Source organism: Pelagibacterium halotolerans, assembly GCF_044811015.1.
GTDB lineage: Bacteria > Pseudomonadota > Alphaproteobacteria > Rhizobiales > Devosiaceae > Pelagibacterium > Pelagibacterium halotolerans_A.
The window spans coordinates 361,592-384,182 of sequence record NZ_CP085243.1 but is presented as its reverse complement, the minus strand read 5'-3'; the positions used below and the strand labels follow the sequence as shown (position 1 = coordinate 384,182).

General features: G+C 60.3%; 17 protein-coding genes. 6 read left to right on the top strand and 11 right to left on the bottom strand.

Annotated features, from left to right (window positions below):
• The first annotated feature begins 139 nt into the window (after positions 1 to 139).
• Positions 140 to 1,501, top strand: a complete 1,362-nt coding sequence (locus tag LG281_RS01935) for a DEAD/DEAH box helicase (protein ID WP_404406587.1) — start codon at positions 140 to 142, stop codon at positions 1,499 to 1,501.
• A 243-nt stretch (positions 1,502 to 1,744) separates the two neighbouring features.
• Entirely contained in the window at positions 1,745 to 2,818 is a 1,074-nt protein-coding gene (locus LG281_RS01930; RefSeq protein ID WP_404403832.1) for a GGDEF domain-containing protein, read from the top strand.
• A gap of 44 nt (positions 2,819 to 2,862) precedes the next feature.
• Here the strand turns inward: LG281_RS01930 and LG281_RS01925 are convergent, their stop codons facing one another.
• The 7 genes from LG281_RS01925 to LG281_RS01895 all read right to left on the bottom strand — a co-directional run bounded on the left by LG281_RS01925 (position 2,863) and on the right by LG281_RS01895 (position 9,775).
• The gene (locus LG281_RS01925) at positions 2,863 to 3,255 is read right to left on the bottom strand and encodes a HesB/IscA family protein (protein ID WP_404403830.1); all 393 of its coding nucleotides are present in this window, start codon (positions 3,253 to 3,255) and stop codon (positions 2,863 to 2,865) included.
• A gap of 1 nt (position 3,256) precedes the next feature.
• Positions 3,257 to 3,655, bottom strand: coding sequence for an SUF system Fe-S cluster assembly protein (locus LG281_RS01920; protein ID WP_404403828.1), 399 nt, complete (start codon positions 3,653 to 3,655; stop codon positions 3,257 to 3,259).
• A 119-nt stretch (positions 3,656 to 3,774) separates the two neighbouring features.
• Positions 3,775 to 4,992, bottom strand: coding sequence for a cysteine desulfurase (locus LG281_RS01915; RefSeq protein ID WP_404403826.1), 1,218 nt, complete (start codon positions 4,990 to 4,992; stop codon positions 3,775 to 3,777).
• A complete protein-coding gene (sufD, locus tag LG281_RS01910; protein ID WP_404403824.1) occupies positions 4,992 to 6,203 on the bottom strand; it encodes a Fe-S cluster assembly protein SufD in 1,212 nt (403 codons plus the stop codon). The genes LG281_RS01915 and sufD overlap by 1 nt, the downstream gene beginning before the upstream one ends.
• 11 nt (positions 6,204 to 6,214) lie before the next feature.
• On the bottom strand, positions 6,215 to 6,967 hold the full coding sequence (gene sufC, locus LG281_RS01905; RefSeq protein WP_404406585.1) for a Fe-S cluster assembly ATPase SufC: 753 nt from the start codon (positions 6,965 to 6,967) through the stop codon (positions 6,215 to 6,217).
• Between the two features lie 92 nt (positions 6,968 to 7,059).
• A complete protein-coding gene (gene sufB / locus LG281_RS01900; protein WP_404403822.1) occupies positions 7,060 to 8,598 on the bottom strand; it encodes a Fe-S cluster assembly protein SufB in 1,539 nt (512 codons plus the stop codon).
• 31 nt (positions 8,599 to 8,629) lie between these two features.
• Complete coding sequence (locus tag LG281_RS01895) at positions 8,630 to 9,775, bottom strand: cysteine desulfurase family protein (protein ID WP_404403820.1); 1,146 nt, start codon at positions 9,773 to 9,775, stop codon at positions 8,630 to 8,632.
• A 242-nt stretch (positions 9,776 to 10,017) separates the two neighbouring features.
• Between LG281_RS01895 and LG281_RS01890 the strand changes: the two genes are divergently transcribed.
• Together LG281_RS01890 and tyrS are read left to right on the top strand one after the other, a co-directional pair.
• The gene (locus LG281_RS01890) at positions 10,018 to 10,680 is read left to right on the top strand and encodes an alpha/beta hydrolase (protein ID WP_404403818.1); all 663 of its coding nucleotides are present in this window, start codon (positions 10,018 to 10,020) and stop codon (positions 10,678 to 10,680) included.
• A gap of 45 nt (positions 10,681 to 10,725) precedes the next feature.
• Positions 10,726 to 11,979, top strand: coding sequence for a tyrosine--tRNA ligase (gene tyrS / locus LG281_RS01885; RefSeq protein WP_404403816.1), 1,254 nt, complete (start codon positions 10,726 to 10,728; stop codon positions 11,977 to 11,979).
• 30 nt (positions 11,980 to 12,009) lie between these two features.
• Here tyrS and LG281_RS01880 read toward each other — a convergent pair whose 3' ends face one another.
• A complete protein-coding gene (locus LG281_RS01880) occupies positions 12,010 to 15,390 on the bottom strand; it encodes an AsmA-like C-terminal region-containing protein (RefSeq protein WP_404403814.1) in 3,381 nt (1,126 codons plus the stop codon).
• Between the two features lie 417 nt (positions 15,391 to 15,807).
• On the opposite strand from LG281_RS01880, the gene LG281_RS01875 reads away from it, so the two are divergent.
• Together LG281_RS01875 and LG281_RS01870 are read left to right on the top strand one after the other, a co-directional pair.
• Positions 15,808 to 16,356: a peroxiredoxin gene (locus LG281_RS01875; RefSeq protein ID WP_404403812.1), complete on the top strand. Its 549-nt coding sequence runs from the start codon at positions 15,808 to 15,810 to the stop codon at positions 16,354 to 16,356.
• Between the two features lie 78 nt (positions 16,357 to 16,434).
• Positions 16,435 to 17,562, top strand: coding sequence for a peptidoglycan DD-metalloendopeptidase family protein (locus LG281_RS01870; protein ID WP_404403810.1), 1,128 nt, complete (start codon positions 16,435 to 16,437; stop codon positions 17,560 to 17,562).
• Position 17,563: 1 nt separating this feature from the next.
• Here the strand turns inward: LG281_RS01870 and LG281_RS01865 are convergent, their stop codons facing one another.
• The 3 genes from LG281_RS01865 to LG281_RS01855 form a co-directional block, all read right to left on the bottom strand.
• Complete coding sequence (locus LG281_RS01865) at positions 17,564 to 18,490, bottom strand: pirin family protein (RefSeq protein ID WP_404403808.1); 927 nt, start codon at positions 18,488 to 18,490, stop codon at positions 17,564 to 17,566.
• A 77-nt stretch (positions 18,491 to 18,567) separates the two neighbouring features.
• Positions 18,568 to 19,687 (bottom strand): peptide chain release factor 2 gene (prfB, locus tag LG281_RS01860; protein ID WP_404403806.1). Its coding sequence is split into 2 segments (ribosomal slippage): positions 18,568 to 19,617 and positions 19,619 to 19,687, totalling 1,119 coding nucleotides; the frame shifts between segments, so codons are not numbered across the junction.
• Between the two features lie 408 nt (positions 19,688 to 20,095).
• Positions 20,096 to 22,516 (bottom strand): penicillin-binding protein 1A, encoded by a 2,421-nt coding sequence (locus LG281_RS01855; protein ID WP_404403804.1) that lies wholly within the window; start codon positions 22,514 to 22,516, stop codon positions 20,096 to 20,098.
• Positions 22,517 to 22,591: the final 75 nt, after the last annotated feature.

The window sequence follows — 22,591 nt, the reverse complement described above, 5'->3', positions numbered from 1 at the left end:
CCGAGGCAGAAGGCTCTGGACTGTTTGCATATGCTGGCACGTTCTCATGCGCTTTGCATTCGGCACGTACAGTTATCGCATTGAGCGGATTGCTGCCGGCACCGCTCATGGCTGACACAGATGGACACCCGATTTGACAGTGCAATTTTCTGAGCTCGGACTTGGCGACAAGGTGACAGACGCCGTTACCGCTGCAGGCTATACCAAGCCCACGGACATCCAGGCGCAAGCGATCCCGCACGTTCTGGAAAAGAAGGATTTGATCGGCATTGCCCAGACCGGAACGGGCAAAACCGCGTCCTTTGTCCTGCCCATGCTATCGCTCCTGGAAAAAGGCCGCGCCCGGGCGCGCATGCCGCGCACGCTGATCCTTGAGCCCACGCGCGAACTCGCGGCACAGGTCCACGAGAACTTTGAAAAATACGGCAAGAACCATCGCCTCACGGTGGCGCTCCTGATTGGCGGCGTATCGTTCGAAGATCAAAACAAGAAACTCGACCGTGGTGCCGACGTCTTGATAGCGACCCCTGGCCGTCTGCTCGACCATTTCGAGCGCGGCCGGTTGCTTCTGACCGGCGTCGACATCTTGGTCATCGATGAAGCCGATCGCATGCTCGACATGGGCTTCATCCCCGATATCGAGCGCATCTGCGGTCTTCTGCCGCCTCGTCGGCAGACACTGTTTTTCTCGGCCACCATGCCACCGGAAATCCAGAAACTCACCGAACGCTTCCTCAACGATCCTGTAAAAGTCGAAGTCGCGCGGCAGAATTCAACCGCCGAGACCATCGATCAGAAGCTTCTGAAAGTCGGTGCCACGCCCAAGGAAAAGCGCGCCGCGCTGCGCGACCAGATTCGCTCTGCCCAGGATCTCAAGAACGCGATCATTTTCTGCAACCGTAAGCGCGACGTGGCGACGGTTGCCCGCTCGCTCGAACGCCACGGCTTTTCGGCTGGCGCGCTGCATGGCGATATGGACCAGAAAAGTCGTATGGAGACCCTGGACCGCTTCCGCACAGGTGACCTCCCCATTCTGGTTGCGTCCGACGTCGCGGCGCGCGGACTCGATATTCCGGCGGTGAGCCACGTTTTCAATTTCGACGTCCCCACCCACGCCGAAGACTATGTCCATCGCATCGGCCGCACGGGACGCGCGGGACGGTCGGGCTCCGCCATCACGCTGGTGACGCCTTCCGAAGGCAAGTATGTCGACGCAATAACCAAGCTCATCCAGCGCGATATTGCATGGATCGATGGCGAAGCGCCGGCTGTGGATACGCCGGACGCCAAGCCAGCCCGCCGCAGCCGTTCCAGCAGACGGCCCGAAGCGCCCAAACGCGACGTTGCTTCCGCGGACATGGCAAAGCAGAAAAGTGCCGAGCCCAAAAAGAAACGCCGCGATACGGCGCGCAAGGCAAGCAACGATGATTCGCCTGCGACGTTCGAAACTGAAGGCCATATTCCGGCCTTTCTGCTTCGGCCAGTTCGGCGCCACGCATAGCCGAACCAGTTGGTTAACTTCAAATTTCCTTAGTTGATGGCAAAAAATGCGAACAATTTTGCATTTTTGTCTTGAAACGCACGGCACAAATTGAGCATCTTGCGCGCCAAGTCGCGTACGTATATTTCATTGCCCAACATTGCGTGCGCGAAAGGAATGCACGCGGCGTTAGATTGCCCGGCATTACGAGTTTACAGACCAACGAACTGGCCAGGATCAGAAACGTAGGAAGTATTTCCGGCGGTGGTTAATAAGCACCTGACAGAGTTTGACTTTGAGCGCGCGTCGGGGTTTGCCAATGCGGCAATGGCGCTGCTCAAGCGCTGTCATCTTCCTGCATTCCCTGTCTACTACGAGCTCTTTTATACCTACACCACCGGCGCCAACGCCGAACTCAACGCCCGGATCAATCAGCTTTTCACCCAGAACAGCACGCTGACCGCGGAAGACGCATCGGCGTTGTGTGAACAATTTCTCGATATCAACAATATGGACGAAAAGCTCAGGGCCATGTCCAAGGCTATGAGCCGCAAGATTTCCGACATCAACGAAGCTATCGAGTTTGCCATGGCGACGGCGAACTCTTACTCCGGTTCGCTCCAGCAAGCATCCGGCGATCTTGAAAGCGGCATCGATGACGATGCGCTCAAGATGCTCTCGAGCCGCCTCTTGAAGGAGACGCGGCGCATGCAGGACATGAATCGCCGTCTTGAAGCCCAACTCGAGAACTCGCGCGACGATATTTCGCTCCTCCAGCGCGACCTCGATGAGGTCCGTCGCGAATCTATGCTTGATCCGCTCACCAAAATCCCCAACCGCAAGTGCTTCGACGAGCAACTCGAGCTAGAGCTTGAAAGCGCGGAGCGCAACGGAAAGCGGCTTTGCCTGCTGTTGCTCGATATCGATAGGTTCAAAGCCTTTAATGATACGTACGGTCACCTGACCGGCGATCAGGTCCTTCGCCTCGTCGCCCAGGTCCTCAAGGCCAACCTCAAGGGCCGCGACATGCCGGCACGCTTCGGCGGTGAGGAGTTCGTCGCCGTCCTGCCCGAGACCGAACTCAATGGCGCCATCACCATAGCCAATACGATCCGCAGCGCCGTACAGTCCAAGGAACTGCTCAAGCGCTCGACAAACGAAAAGCTCGGTCGCATCACCTTATCGGTCGGCGTTGCCCAATGGCGCCCGGCAGAAAAGCCCGCCCAGCTGATTGAACGCGCCGACAAATGCCTCTACGCAGCCAAATCCGGTGGTCGCAATCAGGTTGTCTCCGAGCGTGAACTGCCCGACGCGCCCGGCAGCATCGACGTCGCGTGAAAAAGGCGCCTTGCGGCGCCTTCCTTCCAGCTGTGTCGAAAACTTCAGTGAGTGGCTTCCGCCGCAGCACGCGCCTTTGCCAACTCGGCAAGGTCGGCGGGCTTGAGCTGCACGCTCTCCCCACACCCGCAAGCGCCATCCTGGTTGGGATTGTTGAAGGTGAACCCCGACTTGAGCTTGTCTTCAGTGAAATCCATCACCGTGCCAAGAAGGAACAGCGTCGCCTTGGGCTCAACCCAGACATCGACGCCCTTGTCGCTGATGTGATCGTCCCCGTCGACCGGCGCTTCGACGTAATCCAGCGTGTAGGCCATGCCCGCACAGCCAGCATTCTTAACGCCGACCCGGACGCCCGCAACGGGCTTGTCGCTATCTTCGATGATCTCCTTGATGCGGTCCGCAGCCCGCTCCGTGAGGCTCATGATTGCAAAGGGCATATTACCACCAATTGAGCGCAACCTGCGCTTCTTCGCTCATCCGGTCCGGTCCCCAAGGGGGATCGAAGACCATGTTGACTTCGACATCCTGGATGCCTTCGACGCTGCGCGCCGCATGCTCGACCCAGCCCGGCATCTCTCCGGCGACCGGACATCCCGGCGCTGTTAGTGTCATATCGATCGTCAATCGACGATCATCGTCGATATCGACCTTGTAGATCAACCCCAGCTCATAGATGTCGACCGGGATTTCCGGATCGTACACCGTCTTGAGCGCGCTGATCAGATCGGCCGTGATCCGCTCCACCTCTTCAGGAGGCAACGACGAGCCCGAAGTGGAAATCAGGTGATCGTCCGTCTCGGCAGTCGTTTCTTTTTCAGGCGCTGCACTTTGGCTCATGGTCACTCCCGAATAGCTGGAGCGTGTCCAGAAAAAGTGGACACCACTTTTTCGGTTCGGACACGTGACAAAACAAACACTTAGAGCCCGATTTTGATGCTATCAAAATCGGAATAGCTCTAGAAAAAAGTCTGCGCCTTCTCGATGCCTTCGACAAGCGCATCGACATCGTCCTTGCCGTTATATAGGGCAAAAGAGGCCCGGCATGTAGAGGTCGCGCCGAATCTTTCAAGAAGCGGCATGGCGCAATGGGTTCCGGCGCGCACGGCGATACCGTACCGGTCCAGCAGCGTCGCGACGTCGTGTGCGTGCGCGGTGTCCATGGTAAAGGCGAAAATACCGCCCTTACCCGGCGCGTCGCCGATCACCCGCAAGGCATTGATCCGCGATAACCGCTCCCGCGCATATTCAGCGACGTCATGCTCATGCGCCGAGATCGCTTCGCGCCCGATGCTCTCCATATAATCGAGCGCGGCCCCCAGCCCGATCGCCTGAACGATCGGCGGCGTCCCCGCCTCGAACTTGTGTGGAGGAGCGTTATAGGTGACCATATCCTTGGTCACCTCCTCGATCATCTCTCCCCCACCCATATAGGGCCGCATCTCGGCTAAAAGGTCGTACTTGCCATAAAGAACACCGATCCCGGTCGGGCCGTAAAGCTTATGTCCCGTCATGACGTAGAAATCGGCGTCGATATCGCGCACGTCCACCTTTTCGTGCACCGCAGCCTGGCTTCCGTCGAGCAGCACGGGGATACCCCGCGCATGCGCAATCTCGACGATCTGCTTGGCCGGCGTGATCGTACCCAGCACGTTCGACATATGCGTGATCGCGACCAGCCGCGTCCTGTCGCTCAGTGCCGCGGCGAAGGCATCGAGATCGAGCTCACCGTCATCCGTCACGTCCACCCACTTGATCACCGCCCCCTTGCGCTCACGCAGGAAATGCCAGGGCACGATATTGGAGTGGTGTTCCATGATCGAGATAACGATCTCGTCGCCCTCCCCGACCTTCGGGTCGGCAAAGGCATTGGCAACCAGATTGACCGCCTCTGTCGTCGAGCGGGTGAAAACGATCTCTTCGACGCGCCCCGCATTGAGGAATTTCCGCACGGTCTCTCGCGCGCCCTCATAGGCTTCCGTCGCCCGGTTGGCGAGCGTGTGTAATCCCCGGTGCACATTGGCGTATTCGTGCCGGAAGGCGTGATCCATCCGGTCTAGCACCTGCACCGGCTTTTGCGCCGACGCGCCGCTGTCGAGATAGACCAGCCGCTTCCCGTGGATTTTCTCCTCGAGAATCGGAAAGTCCGCGCGTGCCTTTTCGAGATCGAAATCCATTACGCGCCCTTGGCCAGCCAGCCATCCACGATCCCGCTCAACGCCTCGGCGAGAGCCTCATCCTCGACCGCATCGACGATTTCCTCCAGGAACGCCCGGATCAGCATCGTCTCGGCCACCGCCTTCGGGATGCCGCGGCTCATGAGATAGAACATCCACGTCTCATCGAGATCGCCGCAGGTCGCGCCATGCCCGCACACCACGTCGTCCGCATAGATGACGAGTTCGGGCTTGGTCAGGATTTCCGCGCCTTCTGATAGCATCAGCCCCTGGCTCATCATCTTCGCGTCGGTCTTCTGCGCATCTTTGGCCACGGTGATCTTGCCCTGGAATACGCCCTTGCCACGCCCGCGCCCGATCTGCTTGAAGAGCTCGGTCGAGGTCGTATTTGGCACGCTATGCGTCACATCGAGCGTGATGTCGCGATGCTGGTTGGTATCGACAAGGTTGAGCCCGAAGAAGTCGCTATGCGCGCCCTCGCCTACGAAATCGGCAAAAACCTGCGCCCGAGCGAGGTTCGCACCGGCCTGGATCACGATGGACTTGAGGCTGGCTTCAGCGTCGATTCGATATTCGAGCGTCGAAAACTGGGTCGCCTGATTGGCTGACAGATCGACAACGATATGGGTGACATTCGCCCCCTCGCCGACCGCAACATACGTTCCAAGATTGCCCATATGCCCGGCATCCGAGGTCGAAACCGTCTCGATAATGGTCGCGCTGGCACCCGGAGCAACCGTGATTTTCGAGCCCGTCGCCACATGCGCCGCATCACCATCGGTGCGGCGGTCGACATGAATCACCGGATCGACCGAACCGGCCAATTCGATAGTCACCGCTTCCTTGACCAGCGCGGAATTGAGTCGGACGACGGTGTCGTCACGCAGGCCGAGCGTCGATCCAGCGACTTTCCCCACGATAACGCCCGCCGGCGCAGTGCCCGCGTTCTGTACCGCGCCATTGGTAACGACGACCCTATACGCACCCGGAATATCGAACGATGGAGCGCCGGTCCCCGTCACGGCACCGGCCAGCGGCGGAATGTCCGAAAGCAGGACTTTGAGATCGGTGTAGTGATAGGCCTCGACCCGGCGTGTCGGCAGGCCGGCCGCACGAAACCGCATCGCGGCATCGCCCGCTCCGACGCTCTCAAGCTGGGCGGCAAGGCTTTCTTCCGCCGCAGTCAGGCGGATTGGCGTTTGCACGTTCATCGGTACCGTCCTCAGGCCGCGTCGGTGGTTTCGAATTCGGCATAGCCCTTGGCCTCAAGCTCAAGCGCCAGCGATTTGTCGCCCGTCTCGACCACACGGCCATCCGAGAACACATGCACGATATCGGGCACGATGTAGTTCAGAAGGCGCTGATAGTGAGTGATAATCAGCATCGTCCGCTCGGGGCCGTGCAGCTTGTTGACGCCCTCGGCGACAACCTTGAGCGCGTCGATATCGAGCCCGGAATCCGTCTCGTCGAGGATACACAGCTTGGGCGCCAGAAGCGCCATCTGCAGAATTTCAGCGCGCTTCTTCTCGCCACCGGAGAACCCGACATTGAGCGCGCGCTTGAGCATATCCTGCTTGAATTCCAGAAGCCCCGAAGCCTCCTTGACCGCCTTCATGAATTCCGGCGTCGAAAGTTCGCTTTCCCCACGCGCCTTACGCTGTGCGTTCATCGCGGCCTTGAGGAACGTCATCGTTGAGACACCCGGGATTTCAATCGGGTACTGGAACGCAAGGAACACCCCGGCGGCGGCGCGCTCGTCCGGCTCCATCTCCAGAAGGTTCTCACCCTCAAAGAGGATTTCCCCTTCGGTCACCTCATAGTCTTCCTTGCCCGCCAGCACATAGGAGAGCGTCGATTTTCCCGAGCCGTTCCGGCCCATGATCGCATGCAGCTCCCCGCGGTTGAGCGTCAGGTCGACACCCTTGAGGATCGCCTGATCCTCGACGCGCACATGCAGGTTCTTGATTTCAAGCATCGGTGTGGTCATGTCATTTTCGGCGCGTTCCGCCGTCCCATTCAGTTTGCCCCTCTGGGGCGCAATGCAAATTCAAAAGAGCAGCGAAGCGATCAGCCGACGCTGCCTTCGAGAGAAATCCCAATGAGCTTCTGGGTTTCGACCATGAACTCCATCGGCAGGTGCTGCAGCACGTCCCGCACGAACCCGTTGACGATCAGCGCCACGGCCTCTTCTTCGGAAAGCCCGCGCTGCAGGCAGTAGAACATCTGATCGTCCGAGATCTTGGACGTCGTCGCCTCGTGCTCGAAAACCGCCGTCGCATTCCGGCTCTCGATATAGGGCACTGTATGCGCACCGCACGTGTCGCCGATCAGAAGGCTGTCGCACTGCGTGAAATTCCGTGCGTTCGTCGCCTTGGGATGCGCGAAGACGCGGCCGCGATAGGTATTGTCCGAGAACCCGGCGGCAATCCCCTTGGAGATGATGCGCGAGGATGTGTTCTTGCCCAGATGCAGCATCTTGGTGCCGCTGTCGATCTGCTGGTGACCATTCGAGATCGCGATCGAGTAGAACTCGCCCCGCGACCCGTCGCCCTTGAGGACGCAACTCGGATACTTCCAGGTGATCGCCGAACCGGTCTCGACCTGCGTCCAGGAGATCTTGGAATTCTTGCCCCGGCAATCGCCGCGCTTGGTCACGAAGTTATAAACTCCGCCCTTACCGTTCTTGTCGCCGGGATACCAGTTCTGCACGGTCGAATATTTGATCTCCGCTTCATCGAGCGCAACGAGTTCGACGACGGCCGCGTGAAGCTGATGCTCGTCGCGCATCGGCGCAGTGCAGCCCTCGAGGTAGCTCACATACGAGCCTTCCTCGGCGATGATCAGCGTGCGCTCGAACTGTCCGGTATTCTTCTCGTTGATCCGGAAATAGGTCGAGAGTTCCATCGGGCACCGCACGCCCTTGGGGATGTAGACGAACGACCCGTCGGTGAAGACCGCTGAATTGAGCGTTGCAAAGAAGTTGTCGGAGACCGGCACGACCGAGCCGAGATATTTCTTGACCAGTTCCGGATACTCCCGGATCGCCTCGGAGATCGCACAGAAGATGATCCCGTGCTTGGCCAACTCCTCTCGGAACGTCGTGACAACCGAAACCGAGTCGAACACCGCATCGACAGCCACATTGCCGCTATAAGGCGAAACGTGCTGCTCCGCACCTTCGCCGTCTTCGAGAACGCCCGCCAGTATCTTCTGCTCGGATAGCGGAATGCCGAGCTTCTCATACGTTTTCAACAGCTCCGGATCGACCTCGTCGAGGCTCTTCGGCCCCGTCGCCCCCTTGGGCGCCGAATAGTAATACGTGTCCTGATAGGGGATCTCGGGATAAGAGACGCGCGCCCAGGTCGGCTCACTCATGGTTTGCCAGCGGCGGAACGCCTCTAGCCGCCATTCGAGCATCCATTCGGGCTCGTTCTTCTTGGCCGAGATGAACCGGATCGTATCCTCGCTCAACCCTTTGGGTGCCTTGTCGGATTCGATAACCGTCTCGAACCCGTACTTGTACTTGTCGACATCCAAAGCGAGAACGCTCTCGACGGTTTCCCGGTCGATGTTCTCCTTGAGGGTGGGGATGTCAAAATCCGACATGAACGTCTCCTAACTCTAAAGCGTAGCGCTTCTACGCCGCTGCGCCGCTCCGGCTATTATGCCGGGCCAGCACGATCTCAAACGCCTCGAAAAAGGCATCGACGTCTGCTTGCGTCGAATTCCATCCGAGACTGGCCCGAAGGCCGCATTCCGATAGCGCCGGGTCGACCCCCATGGCGCTCAACACATGGCTGCGTCCAACTTTGCCGGACGAACACGCCGAGCCCGACGAAACCGCGACGCCAGCCAAATCCAGCGCCATCATCGCGACCGTATTCTTAAGTCCCGGGACCGCGAAATTGATCGTCGTTCCGATCCGTTCCACGTCCGAACCAAACACAACGGTTTCCGGTGCAACGTCACGCAACCTGTGCTCAACCTCCGCGACAAGCTGACCGACTGCCTCGCGATCAAACCGTACCGCAAATGCGTCGCAGGCAGCTCCGAACCCGGCGATCAACGCCGCCGCTTCCGTGCCCCCCCGCCGGCCCTGCTCCTGCCCGCCGCCGGGCACCAGCCGAACCGTATCCGCATGGCTTTTCACCAGCAAAGCACCAATGCCCGCCGGCGCGCCGATCTTATGACCCGATATGGCCACCATATCGGTAGCTGAAGCGGAAAAATCTAGGTCTAGCTTGCCAAATCCCTGCACCGCATCGAGCAAAAGCACATGACGTGTCGGCCCGACCGTGGCCTCGATCCGCGCACGCGGCTGCACGACGCCCGTCTCGTTGTTCACCCAGCCAACTGCTACAAGCAGCGTTTCCCCCGCCACTTCAGCGGCTTCCAGCGTCCGCCGAAGCGCATCGAGGTCGATAAGCCCATCCTTATCGACGCCTAGAACCCGCACCGAAACGCCACTCGCCTCCGCCGCCTTGAGCACCGCTGCGTGGTCTGTGGCACCGACCACGACCCGGTCGACATTGAACACCTTGACCCCACCGACAATGGCCTGCGTGATCGCCTCGGTCGCCGACCCGGTGAAGACCACCTGCTTGGCTTCCGCGCCGGCTAATTTCGCGACAGAATCGCGCGCATCGTCGATCACCTTGCGCAACGCCCGTCCCGCGCCATGCACGGACGACGGATTCCCGGTCAATTCCAGCGCGGCAATAACTGCCTCGCGCGCCTCGGGCAGAAGCGGCGCGGAAGCGTTATGGTCGAGATAATGGCGCATCCGGTCCATCGCGTTGCAGCCGGCATTTCCGGCACCAGCAAACAATCCTTGAAATTCGACTCGCACCTTAAGTAAAAGGAGCGCTCACAAAGGCCGGGTGACCGGCCAAATCCCACGTTTGGAATAATTCTAAACTGGTATTTGCAGTCAGTTTTATGAAGCCCCGGCGCGTTCGTCAAGCCGGGCGCCACGCTTTGCTGGCGTCCATTCGAATTCCGGGCAGGCGACAAGGGTAGCGTATTATGCCTGAAGTGATTTTCAATGGTCCCGAAGGCCGTATCGAGGGCCGGTATCAGCCAGGCAAGGAGCCTAACGCGCCTGTGGCGATCATATTGCATCCGCACCCCCAGTTCGGGGGGACGATGAACAACCAGATCGTCTACAACCTCTTTTATATGTTCGTGGAGCGCGGCTTCGCCGTTCTGCGCTTCAATTCCCGTGGTGTTGGCCGCTCCCAGGGCATGTTCGACCATGGCGTGGGCGAATTGTCCGATGCCGCAGCCGCGCTCGACTGGCTTCAGGCCATCAACCGCGAAAGCCGTGGCTGCTGGATTGCGGGCTTTTCCTTCGGCGCCTGGATCGGCATGCAGCTTTTGATGCGGCGGCCAGAGGTCGAAGGCTTCATCTCTGTGTCGCCTCCAGAGAATCTCTACGATTTCTCGTTCCTGGCACCCTGCCCGTCTTCGGGGCTCATCATTCACGGCGACAAGGATCGTGTCGCGCCCCCCGAGTCCGTCCAGAAGCTTGTGGACAAGCTTAAGACTCAAAAGGGCATCACCATCGAGCAGCGCATAATCGAAGGCGCCAACCATTTCTACGAAGGCAAGATCGACGAACTGCTCGAAAATTGCGGCGACTATCTCGACAAGCGCCGCGCCGAGATTGCCGCGGGCGGCGGGCGCTAGGCGTCACTGCAAACCCGAAGAACGAAAGCCGAGGCCGATTACGCCATGACGGACTTCAAATCCGACTTCCTGCGCACGCTCGATGAGCGTGGCTTCATCCACCAGATCTCGGATGCAGAAGCGCTCGACGAGAAATTCGCGAGCGAAACCGTAACCGGCTATATCGGGTACGATCCGACTGCCTCGAGCCTGCATGTCGGGCATTTGATGCAGATCATGATGCTCCATTGGCTGCAAAAGACCGGCCACCGCCCCATCGCGCTCATGGGTGGCGGCACAGGCATGATCGGCGACCCCTCGTTCAAGGATGAGGCGCGCAAGCTCCTGACGGTCGAAGACATCGCGTCGAACATCGAAGGCATCAAAGAGAAGTTCGAAAACTTCCTCATCTTCGGCGACGGTCCGACGGACGCGATCATGGCAAACAACGCCGATTGGCTGATGGGCCTTGGCTACGTCGAATTCCTGCGCGACGTCGGCCAGCACTTCTCGGTCAACCGGATGCTCAGCTTCGATTCGGTCAAGCTCCGTCTGGACCGCGAACAGTCGCTGTCCTTCCTCGAATTCAACTACATGATCCTACAGGCCTACGACTTCGTGGAGCTCAACCGCCGTTATGGCTGCACGCTCCAGATGGGCGGCTCGGACCAATGGGGCAACATCGTCAACGGCCTGGATCTTGGGCATCGCATGCTCGACACCCAGTTCTACGCCTTGACCTCGCCGCTTCTGACAACCGCCTCGGGCCAGAAGATGGGCAAGACCGCGAATGGCGCGGTCTGGCTCAACGCGGACATGCTTTCTCCATACGATTTCTGGCAATACTGGCGCAATACCGAGGATGCTGACGTCGAGCGGTTCCTGAAGCTTTTCACCACCCTGCCCCTCGACGAGATTGCACGGATCGTCAACGGTGACGCGACCGACATCAACGAAGCCAAAAAAATCCTCGCCACCGAGGTTACTGCCCTCGTCCACAACCGAGAGGCCGCAAAGGAAGCCGCGGCAACGGCAACTGCCGTCTTCGAGGCTGGGCAACTCGACCTGTCGCTACCGACGATCCAGATCGGATGGACAGCACTCGAAGGTGGTCTCGGCATTCTCGCGGCGGCCGTGACCGCTGGCCTTGCGGGGTCGAACGGCGAAGCCCGTCGGCACATTCAGGCGCGTGCGTTAAAGGTCAACGACACCTCCGTGGATGACGAAAAGCTGTCGCTGGGCAAAGAGCACGTTCTGCCTGAAGGCGTGATCAAGCTTTCGGTGGGCAAGAAGCGTCACATCCTGCTCAAGCCGATCTGACGAAAACGGGCCGCCCTTGGGGGCGGCCTTTTATTGCGCCGCCGCCTCGCCCTGCGCCCGGTATTCGAATAGCGACCGGAAGACCCCCGGCGCGAGGATCGACACGGGATTGACCAGCAATTCAGGCTCCGCGAGCGGCCCGCGCACGGCAAACGTCACCCCAATCAACCCTTCACCTTCGCGGCCGCCGAAGATCGGCCCAATCAGCGGAATTTGCTGGAACGCATTGTTGATCCCGAAAAGCGGCACATAGGTTCCTGTAAGATCATACCGGCCCTCGTCGAGCAGAATATTGCCCCGCGCCGTGCCACCGACGCTGTCGCCATAGAGCGCCGCATCGCGCACCTCGATCCGTTTGCCGACCCTCACAAATTCCGCCCGCCCACGCGTGAAATCGAGCGAATTCCCGTGCGCCGTATAAGCTTCCGCCCCCTGGCTGGATTGCAGGAGTTGCGCAATGTTGGCTTCATCGACAATCGAGAAATTCCGCATCTCGAACGCACCGGAATCGGCATCGCTTGCTATGTCGTGCCGGATGACCAGGCTCCCCTCGCCGCCAACGAGACGCGGATAGAGCCCCACAAAGCGCAGCAGCCCGCCGATATCGTTCGACGCAAAGCTCATAACGCGATCGCCATCCCCGCGATTGGTCGTCGCAGAGACCGAACGCCCACCGCCGAGGCCGGCGGAAAGCGCGATATGCTCAAGCGTATCGCCGCGCACCTGCAAGTCGAGCTCGACGCCAAGGGCGACGGCACCGTAATAGCCAATCGCGCGATCCAGCGCGAGGTTCACCGAGAACCGTTCGTCACCTAAATTCTCACTGGCACCCGCCGCATTTTGCGTGTCCAGACTGATGAACCGCCTCAGCATCGGTCGCAGATCGAGCTGCGCACCCGATACTGAAACCGCGTACCCACCACCATCCGCAGTGATCACCGCCTGCGCACGGTCGCCGGGGCTGATCTGGAACGTGGAAAAGCGGGCCTCTTCCAGCTTGCCTTCGGAGGTTACCGCAAACGATCCGGCCAGCCTGACCTCGCCAAATCCCAGCCCCGCCTCCGACACTGAGATCCCATCGGTACCGATCTCAACAACGGCATTTGCGCCACCGGCAACGCCTTGCGCCTTCTGAATTCCGACGTCCGCAAGCGTCAGCGCAGCATTGGTCAGATCGGCTGAAATCCGATACCGATCCTCTCCCAGCGGTTCAGCGACCACTCGCACGTCGCCCTCGATATATTCGCTCAAGTCCACACCGAACGCCGCTGCATCCTCTGCACGGAACGTCGATGCAACACGAATATCGGGTGCCTCGTCTCCGTTCTGGCTCGCCTCGAAATCGAACGGGATCGAGCCTAACCTGCCATTGCCGTTCGCATTGAACCCGGCCTGGGACGCAGTGAAGGAGAGACTGGCGTCCGATACCTCGTACCCGCCGACCGGCTCCCGCGTCGAGAGACCGGTGACGGTCCCGTTGAGCGTATAGTCGACCCGTTCGACCTGCCCGATGTCGTCGAGGCCCAACGTCGCGATGACAGTGGCATGCGCAGTGCCGCTCAGCTTCGATTTGAGTTCCGCGATATCGAGGGGCGACGTGGCGGTATCCGGAGTTCCGAAGGCCGGATCGTCCGCGAGCGCGAGCAGGTCCGGAACGGCACCGGAAATATCCCCCGAAATCTCGAAGATCGGCCGCCGCGCAGTGGTATCCTGGTTCAGAAACGCCGCATTCTCGACAAGGATCGGGCCTGCGGCGCCCGCTATTGTGGCTCGGTCCACACCCACCGTGACCTGTTCGTCGCGCACGAGAACCCGCGTGTCCCCGGCGATGTCGAGCTGTGGCATGCCAGCAAAGGGCAGGAGCTCAACGCCGTCTGCCGCCATCTCGACCCGTATTGCGCCTTCGGGCATGGGCTTGGGCGAACCGTCGATTGCAATCGACCCGACGGGAAAATCGAACACCATGTTTGCGCTCGCGACACGCCCCGATTTGACGTAGTCCACCAACCATGCCCGCCCCTCGGGCGCAAAAATATAGGGCCAGAGCCGCTTGACCGTATCGGCCGAGAAACCCTGACCGGTAAGTGAAAGCTTGAGCCCGATCCCCGCCCTTAGGCTATCCAGCCGCCCGCTCAGAGCTAGGCTGGCCTCACCTTCCGATGCAGTCAGGCGATCGATTCCCACCGCCCCATAGAGCGGTGCGGACCACCCTTCAAAGCGAATGGAATCAATCGGCCTTGCGGGCGCCTCCATGTCGTCGGGGTGAAGATAGACATCGCTCCCCGAGATGCTCATCGCCAGCGTCGGTCCGAATTGCCGGTCGAATCCCAAAAGGATGTCACCCGATATCGTGCCATGGCTTTGCCCGACAGACACATGGGCGTCCGAAAAATGAAACCGTGCCTCGCCGGGAAACCAGCTCACAGGGAACGGCTCTGCATCGACAGCGAACATATCGTTGGCCAGCCTCAGATAGGTGCCGTCAACATCGATCGTAAACCGTCCCTCGGTAAGCCGCCCCTGGGATGCCGCAAATCGCAGCGTACCCGAAAGCCCACCCTGCCCCCGCAAGGCGGCAATCCCCACTGGATCGTCGAGGAATGGCAGCAGCGTCGAAAAATCGAGGCCCGTCAGTGCGAAATTGACAGTCGCGACGGCGCCGTCCCGGACGCGTGTGATCGTTCCGCTGGTCTCGCGGCCCGCAATACTGGCCGAAAACCGCGCCGATACACCATTCACGCGCTGCCCCGCCCGCATATCGAATTCAACGGCATGGAATTCGCGGTAAAGGCCAAAAACCGTATCGAGCATGGCCACCGACCCGTTTCGCACGCTGATCCGCGAGACCTGCCCGTTTTGGGCCTGATTGGCCAGATCCGCCAGACCGGCATTGATCGCTTCGACGGTCGCAACCATCATTGCGTTGTCCGACCGCAACGCCGCCGAACGGGCTCCTTCCCCGGTGCTCACTTCGAGCCCGTCGCTTTCGATCCGGACGACCGGCGTCGCCTGTTCACCCTCGTGAACGGCAACGGTCATCTCTCCGGTGTCCGGGTCTTCGCTCACCTCGAAATTCGATGTGCGCGGCCCCAAAAGATCCTGCACGAGCTGGAAATGCGGGCTATCGAGCGTAATTCGCGCATTAGGCCGTCCCATGAGAGCGCCAATCGGCGACACGCCGATCTCGAGCGCATCCATGCCGATGACTGCATCGCTCGCAACGTCCCGCAGTTCGACCGAAGCGAGACGGAAAACGGGATTGAGCGGCCCGTCCAAAGACAATCCGAATTCATCCCAGGAGACTTCGAAGTCGTCCTCGACCAGGCCGGCAACGGCAGACTGTACACGGTCGGACAAAAAATCGAGTGATATCGGTCCGAACAGCAGCCGGACGTAGACGAGTGCGAGCACAACTGCGAGCCCGAAAACTCCCCAACGCAGTCCCGCGAGCACCCTGCGAAGACCACGCCATTTGCTTTGAGTGGAAACGCGCGGAAATTCGGTCAATGACGGCCGTATGTCTAGGACCTGTCATCAATTATGGATAGGGGTTTGACGGACCATAGTCCGCGCGCGTTTCGTGGAAAGTGCCGTGCCGTGGACTGATGTCCACAAACGGAACTTTTCGCGAAACGAGCCGGACTATGGTCCGCCCGAAGGGTTTTGCATAAATCGCCCACTGCCGGCGCGTTTCTCGTGGCACGGGGGACAACCCCGAGCCGCGAGAAACGCTTGGCATTGAAAGATTTATGCAAAATCAAACCCCTATCCATAATTGATGGCAGGCCCTAAGCTCGCGATGAAAAAATACCGGGAAGAATCGGCTAATTGCCGTTGAGTGTCTTTGACAAGCAAATCGGCTGCAATAAGGCAAACCATACATTTGTTGCTAAACCGGCCATTGGGAGACCCTTCATGCCGCACCTGAAAGAGGACATGTCTGCCCCGGATTTCGACCTGCCCACCGACACCGGTGAGCGCTTCAGGCTTTCCGCCTACGCCGGAAAGGCCGTGCTGCTCTATTTCTATCCTCAGGCCGACACCCCCGCCTGCACCGACCAAAACATCGCCTTCACGGCGCATCAAGGCACTTTTGATCAAAAAGGCATCGTGCTCGTCGGCATCTCGCCGGATACCCCGAAACAGCTCGCCGCCTTTCGCGAAAAATACAGCCTTTCGCCAATCCTCGTCTCCGACCCTGACCGCATCGCGATCGACGCCTATGGCGCATGGGGTGAAAAGAAGAATTATGGGCGGACCTATACCGGCTTGATCCGCACCACCGTGTTGGTCGGTGCAGACGGCAAGATCGCGCAGATCTGGCCTAATATCCGCGCCAAAGGCCACGTCGAACGGGTTCTCAAGGCTCTCGGTTAAGCGCACTTTGAACCTTCGTTAACCATAACCCCGCAATATGGCGGTCATTGAGTTGGTCGTGAGTGGCGGGGTGGGCCAGTGGCGAAGAAAAACGCGAAGATGGAGTTGGGCAGGGCCCCGAAACCCGAGGGGCCACGCCGGTCCTACGCGTTTTTCTACGGCCTTTTCGCTCTCCTGCTTTTGACCAATATCCTTACGGGGCTTGGGCTCTATCTCGCGCCTGATATCAACGCGCTTTTCCGCGAAGACAACTCCGCCCAGATCCATGCCTACGAGCAGCGCATCACCGAATTGCGGCTCGAAGTCGACCGGCTCCACTCGCGCCAATACGCCCAGATGGGCGATATGAACCTGCAGATGCACGAACTGGTCGAGCAGCAGGAAGTTCTGTTCGAACAGCACGAATACGTCCGTGCCCTCACCGACATGGCTCGCCAGATGGGTATCGCAATGGACGGAACCGCCCCCGAGGACGTGATGACCACCGGCGCCCTGGACCCGGCGCAGCCGCCCTCCGACATTCCGGGAATTGTCGAATCCCTCGATACCATGCAGCAGGAAACGCGCATGGCGCTCGTAGCACTCTCCGACGCGGCGACGCTATCCACCCGGGAGATCGTCTCCGGCCTTCAAAGCGTTGGCCTCGAACCCGATCTGGATGACACAACCGGAGTTGGCGGCCCATTCATTCCCGCCGAAAGCACCGCGGAACTCTCTATCATTGACGAAGCCAATGCTGTCGCGGCCGCCCTCGCCCGCTTCAACGCTGCCCGCAACGCACTGACCTCAGCCCCCGTACGCCGCCCAATCGCCGGCAATCTCAGCATCAGTTCGAACTTTGGTAGCCGCAATGATCCGTTTCTCAACCGTGCCGCCTTTCATGCCGGCATCGACTTCCGCGCCGCAACCGGAACCCCGGTCCTCGCCGCGGCGTCCGGCACGGTCATCCACGCGGGACGCAATGGGGGCTACGGGAACATGGTCGAAGTCGATCATGGCAACGGCATCGTCACCCGTTACGCGCACTTAAGCGCAATCACGGTCTCGAACGGCCAGACCGTCACCGCCGGCCAGCGTGTTGGAAAGGCTGGATCGACGGGCCGCAGCACCGGGCCTCACCTGCATTTCGAAGTCCGCCGCAATGGCAATGCAGTCGACCCGTCACGCTTCCTCACCGCTGGAAGAAACCTCGCCAAATTCCTGTAGTTCAATACGAACTATCCGGAAGTGGAACAAATTCCGTTTCGTCCGGCACGATACCGAAACGCGCCTGCTTCCAATCTTCCTTCGCCTGCTCGATCCGTTCCTTGCTTGAGGACACGAAATTCCACCAAATGTAGCGCGGCCCCTCGAGCGCCGTGCCGCCCAGATACATCATCCGGCTTGGCCGCGTTGCCTTGACAGTGATCGCATCACCTGGACGGAATACCAGAAGCCTCGGCCCTTCAAACCTGTCACCGGCGATCTCGACCTCTCCGTCGATCAGATAGATCGCGCGCTCCTCATAGTCGGTATCCAGCGGCGCCGACTGGCCTTCCGCAAGACTCACTTCGGCATAGAACCAGTCCGTGATCGTTTGCACGCGCGAACGCTTGCCGAACGCCTTTCCCGCAATCACACGGGCTGAAAACCCGTTGTCGCGGACCGTCGGCAGGTCGCCGGAGGAAAAGTGCTGAAACGTCGGGGCGATATCTTCCTTGTCGGTTGGCAGCGCAATCCAGCTCTGGAGCCCCAGCATCTTCTGACCGGCCGCGCGCTCGACCTCAGGCGTGCGCTCCGAATGGGTGATGCCGCGGCCGGCGGTCATCAGGTTCATCGCTCCGGGCACGATCTCTTGGATATTCCCTTCGCTGTCACGATGCATCACCTTGCCATCGAAGAGATATGTGACCGTCGAGAGACCAATATGCGGATGCGGCCGCACGTCCATCCCCTGCCCGGGGATAAACTGCGCCGGGCCGAATTGATCGAAAAAGATGAACGGCCCCACCATCTGCCGCTTGCCGTGCGGCAGGGCGCGACGGACGGCGAAACCTTCGCCAAGGTCGCGTGTACGCGGCACAACGACCAGCTCGAGCGCATCGCAGCTCTTGGGATCCCCCTGAACGGGATCGTAATCCGGCAACCAGGTCATGATGGCTCCTCTCGATCGGACAACGCCGGCCCCAAGATAGGCTTCCGACTCCCGTCCGGACAGAGGGCACAGCGGTGTTACTCGTCCTCGGCCTTGTCCGCGCCAACCCGTTGGGCCAGCGAGGCTTCCATGAATGCGTCGAGATCACCGTCCAGCACGTCCTGCGGCGCGGTGTTCTCAACGCCTGTCCGGAGGTCTTTGACAAGCTGATAGGGCTGCAAGACGTAGGATCGGATCTGGTGTCCCCAGCCAATATCGGTTTTCGATGCCGCCTCGGCGCTCGCCGCATCCTCGCGTTTTTGCAGTTCGAGCTCGTAGAGCCGCGCCCGCAGCATGTCCCATGCCTGCGCCCGGTTCTTGTGTTGGCTGCGCTCGTTCTGGCACTGCACGACGATACCGGTCGGAATATGCGTAATACGCACCGCCGAATCGGTCGTATTGACGTGCTGCCCGCCCGCACCTGATGCGCGATAGGTATCGATGCGGCAGTCGGATTCGTTGACCTCGATATCGATCGAATCGTCGATCACCGGATAAACCCATACGCTCGAAAAGCTCGTATGCCGCCGTGCCTGGCTGTCATAGGGCGAAATCCGCACCAGCCGGTGCACGCCGGATTCGGTCTTGAGCCAGCCATAGGCGTTGTGGCCCTTGATCTGGATCGTCGCGGATTTGATGCCCGCTTCTTCACCGGCGTGATATTCGATCGTCTCGACCTTGAACTTCCGCGCCTCCGCCCAGCGGGTGTACATGCGGAAAAGCATCTGCGCCCAGTCCTGGCTCTCGGTGCCACCGGCGCCGGAATGGACTTCGAGATAGCAATCGTTCGAATCCGCCTCGCCCGACAGGAGCGATTCGACACGCATACGCGCCGCCGTCCCCTCGAGCGCCTTGATGGCGGCTTCCGCTTCGGCGACGACCTCATCATCGCCCTCGGCCTCGCCGAGTTCAATCAGCTCGATATTGTCGCTCAGCGCCGTATCGAGACGTGTGACCTCCGCAATCGCGGTTTCGAGCGCCTGGCGCTCGCGCATCACCGCCTGCGCGGCCTCCGGATCGTTCCACAGGTCGCCGGATTCGGTACGCGCATTCAGTTCATCGAGACGTCTCTGGGCTGTATCCCAGTCAAAGATGCCTCCTCAGCAGGCTTAGAGCCTGCTTGATTTCGTCGACCGTCTTTTGAACTTCAGCACGCATACCGTGGTCTTTCCTTCCGTCTTCGGAGCGATGATCTAAACGAGCCCTTCCCTGCGATCAAGCCGCGCGCGGCAATTACCCTTGCGCCAGCTCAACTCGTGTGCAGGAAAGTCTCTTCGCGCGCATCACCGAGCACCCGGCGCCCCTGGGGCCCCAACCGAAACGATTTTCCGCCAAACTCATCCCCACCCCGCGGCACGCACGCAGCCGCAAGAAGATGTGTGAATCTCGTAGGATCAAGTTGGAGGCCGCGAGGAGGATGGAGGTGCAAAAGCATACCTCCATCCGGGCAAATTGAACGTCCCTTCAAGCGATCTCCCGATCCTGCGCTGACGTTCCGGGCGTTCGCGCTTCACGTCGCTCCGCTGGAATGGTGTGGTTACCTCCCTGTACCATCGCCAACCGCCCTTAAAACAGCCCACCCCGCCCCACATCGAGGTTCTGGCCCACTTCTCCGCTCTGAATATTCGTGAACGCCTCCGAATTCACGCCAATCACCGACGTGACGAGGTTCGGCCCGGTACCGGGCTTGAAGGCCTCCTGGATGCCCCCGCCGCCGGCGACGATCTCGACGCCCGAGGACGGATCGATCCATTCCCGGTGCATGCCTGGTGGCACCGCAAAGGGTGTTGCGGGCTGGCCTTCGAGCGCTGCGACAAGGAAATCGGCAAAGATCGGTGCCGCGAGTTCGCCGCCTGTCGAGGACCGGCCCATCGAGCGCGGGATATCGTAGCCGACATAAACCCCCACCGCGAGTTCCGGCGTAAACCCGACGAACCAGGCATCCTTATAGTCGTTCGTCGTTCCCGTCTTGCCCGCGACCGGTCTCCCGACGCGGCGGACAGCCGTGCCAGTCCCGCGCTGCACCACACCTTCGAGCATCGAAGTGATCTGATACGCGGTCATCGGATCGAGCACCTGCTCGCGATTGTCGACGACGAGCGGCTCGCTCTGGCCCACCCATTCGGTGGCTTCGCACCCGTCACAGATGCGCTGGTCGTGGACATAGATCGTTTCGCCGTACCGGTCCTGAACCCGGTCGATCAGCGTCGGGGTGATCTTGCGCCCGCCATTGGCGATCGTCGCATAAGCCGCGGTCATGCGCAGCACCGTCGTCTCGCCCGCACCGAGCGCCGAAGAGAGATAAGGCGGCAGATCGTCGGACACCCCGAACATACGGGCATATTCCACAACCAGCGGCATTCCGAGATCCTTGGCGAGCCGCACCGTCATCACGTTGCGCGACCGCTCGATCCCGCGCCGCAAGGTCTGCGGCCCGTAAAACTGCTGAGCGTAGTTTTCCGGTCGCCAGACAGAGCCGTCGTCGTTGACGATTTCGAGCGGCGCATCGAGGATCACTGAAGCGGGCGTATAGCCATTGTCGAGCGCGGCGGCATAAACGAACGGCTTGAACGAGGAGCCTGGCTGCCGCATCGCCTGCGTTGCGCGATTGAACTCGGATTCGTCGAACGAAAACCCGCCCACCATAGCGAGCACCCGTCCCGTGCGCGGATCCATCGCGACGATCCCGCCCTGCACCTCCGGCGTTTGCCGCAGCGTATAAACGCCTTCATCGCCCTCTACCGGTTCGACATAGACGACGTCACCGACGCTCAGAAGCGCGCTTAACGGCTCACTCACCCAGCTTACGGCACTGCCGGGGATTTCCGCCTCGATCCGCGCATTGCTGATCCGCCCGTCGACATCGATATCCGGCCGCAACCCTATATGCGCCCGATTGCTCTCCATTTCGAGCACGACAGCGAGCTGCCATTCGGGCACGTCGCTCAAGGGCTCGATCGCGGCAAGCGCCCGTCCCCAGTCCTCCCCCAGCTCGATTGTCGCAACCACGCCATGGAAGCCGCGCGCCTGGTCGAACCGGATGAGCCCGTCCATCAGGGCGCGCCGGGCATAGTTCTGCATCTGTGGGTCGAGCGTGGTGCGCACCGAAAGCCCACCGCCATAGAGCTGATCCTCGCCATAGATTGAGCCGAGCTGCCGCCGGACCTCTTCGGTGAAATATTCCGCCGAATAAAGCTGTGACCCACCGATCCGCGGAACGACATCAAGGTTCTGCGCCTTGTAGTCCTCGGCCTCGGCGAAGGTGATGTAGCCATTCTCCGCCATCCGGTCGAGCACCCAGTTGCGCCTTTCTATAGCCGCCTGCGGTTGGCGGAAGGGATGATAGTTGGCCGGTCCCTTGGGCAGCGCTGCGAGATAGGCCGCCTCGGCATAGGTGAGTTCGTATAGCGCCTTGTCGAAATAATTGAGCGCGGCGGCGGCAACACCGTAGGAATTGAAGCCCAGATAGATCTCATTGAGATAGAGTTCCAGGATCTTGTCCTTGGAGAACGTATTCTCGATCCGCAGCGCAAGCAGCGCTTCCTTGATCTTGCGCTCCCATGTCTGGTCCGACGTCAGAAGAAAATTCTTGGCGACCTGTTGGGTGATCGTCGACGCCCCCACGAGAGGCCCGCCCCCACCGCCGGCGAGCCGTTCGATATTATCGCGTGCCGCCCGCAAAACGCCGCCGACATCGATGCCGAAATGGCTGTAGAAGTCCTTATCCTCGGACGAAAGAAATGCCTCGATCACATGCGGCGGGATGGTCTCGATGGGCTGGAACAGCCTCCGTTCGCGTGCGAATTCGGCCAGAAGCGTACCGTCGGCGGCATGAACGCGCGTCGTAACGGGCGGCTGGTAGTCCAGGAGGACGGTGTAGTCGGGAAGGTCTTGAGTCAGGGTCCAGATAAAAAACGCAACGCCGCCCAATGCGATCAGCCCGAAAAAGGCCGCCATCCCAAAGAGCCAGCTCACCAAGCGTACCATTTTTATGCGTTCCCGTTGGATACGGCGCAGCGGAGCCGCTCCCATGGCTCCACGAATCCGCAAACTATCAGAATT